The 1,650-nt window shown below is 71.8% G+C and carries 1 protein-coding gene and 1 pseudogene; both read right to left on the bottom strand.

The genetic code is table 11. From position 1 onward, the window contains the following. Positions 1–226, bottom strand: a pseudogene (locus GT030_RS13715) (lysozyme); the annotation flags it as partial. Positions 227–342: 116 nt separating this feature from the next. Continuing rightward, positions 343–1,650, bottom strand: a 1,308-nt coding sequence (locus tag GT030_RS13710) for a M1 family metallopeptidase (protein ID WP_202460065.1), incomplete at its 5' end; no start/stop codon positions are given.

Here is a 1,650-nt window from a genome sequence, read left to right as displayed (position 1 = left end):
TCACCCGGAGGCCGGCGGACCGGTCGGCCGCCAGGGGCGCGCCCCCGTCGTGGGCGCGTACGCCCACGCCCATGTAGGCGCTGCCGCGCGGGGCGGTCGGCCCGCCGGAGTGGGGCACGGCGGCGGGGGGCGACAGGAACAGGAGGAGGCCGGTCAGGACGCCGGTGAGACCAAGGCGTGAGCTGCGGCCGCTGGGGAGGAGTATGTCGCTTCGCACGTCATCCATCTGACCCGTCATCGGGCCGTACCGCACGCGGGGTACCGCCGGGCGAAGGTGCCTCTTGGGCCATGTGGGTGGCCCGGCCGGGGAGCGCCCCGGCCGGGCCGAAGAGGGGCGGCGCGTCAGCCGTCGATGCGGTGCTGGGTCCAGAAGGAGGTGAGGTCGGTGCTGGTGGCGGCCTGGGCGGCGGCCTTGAACTCGGCGGTGGTGGAGACGCCGTACCAGTGGGCGGCGGCGTAGTCCTTCAGCAGCTTGGCCATCGCGGTGTCACCGAGGACGCGGCGCAGGTCGTGCAGGGCGCACTTGCCGTAGCCGTAGACGACGGTGGAGTAGCGGGAGGAGTGGGCGTCCCAGTAGGCCATCGAGTTGGTGATCTTCTCGGCGCTGGAGGCCCAGGAGACGCTGCTCCAGCAGCCCGAGCCCGTCTTGCCCTGGGCGAGGTCGGTGGCGTAGTCGGTGAAGGACTCGTCCAGCCAGGGGGTGTTGTACTCGTCGTCGCCGACGATGCCGTACCACCACTGGTGGCCGATCTCGTGGGTGAGGGCGGTGGTGCTGACCAGGTCGAGGACGAAGCCCGGGTACTCCATGCCGCCGAACCAGAAGTTGTTGTCGATGACCGCGTCCAGCTCCCCGTAGGGGTATGCCCCGAAGCGGCCCGCGTGGGCGTCCACCGCGCTCTTGGCGGTGCTGAGCATCGACTGGGCGCTGGTGGAGCTGATGCCGGAGACGGAGTACACGTTCACCGGGACCCCGCCGGGCGAGGTACCGGAGACCTTGCTGAAGGGCCCGGCGGCCCAGGCGAAGTCACGGACCTTCGAGGCGGTGGCGGTGGTGACCGTACGGCCGCTGCTGCCGGGGGTGTCGGCGGAGGTGCCGGTGGCGGGGACCAGCAGGGTACTGGGGTGGTCGAGGGTGACCTTGAAGTCGGCGGCCAGCGAGTAGAAGGACTCGCCGTTGTTGGTGTACGGGTCCAGGTGCCAGCCGGCGCCGTCGCGGACCGCGAGGACGGGCAGCGCGTTGCCGATGAAGCTGAAGGCGCCGTCGTGGCCGAACCGGTCGGCACCGTCGGGCACGGTGATGCCGAGGTCGAAGCCGATGGTCGCGCTCTGGCCCTGGGCGAGCGGGGCCGGAAGCGTGATCTTCAGGGCGGTGCAGGCGACGGAGAGGTCGCCCGCCGTGCCGCCGGTGACGTTGCTGACCTTGATGGGCGGCGCCGAGCAGGTGCCGTGGTAGTTGTCCCACAGCCGGAGGTAGACCTCGCCGAGCGCGGTGGCGGAGGCGTTGGTGAAGGTGGCGCTCTGGTGGCCGTTCCAGACGGTGCCCGTGCTGTCGCTGCTGAGGCTGACGGTGTAGGCGGGTGCGGCCGGGGTGCGCACCGCGTCGGCGGGGGGCGGGGTGGTGCTGCCCGAGGTGTCGAGCGCGATGTCGTC

The organism is Streptomyces sp. SID1328, assembly GCF_009865595.1.
GTDB classification, from domain to species: Bacteria; Actinomycetota; Actinomycetes; order Streptomycetales; family Streptomycetaceae; genus Streptomyces; species Streptomyces griseoluteus.
Note: the sequence above shows the minus strand (reverse complement) of the source record. Positions and strands in the feature narration are given on the sequence as shown.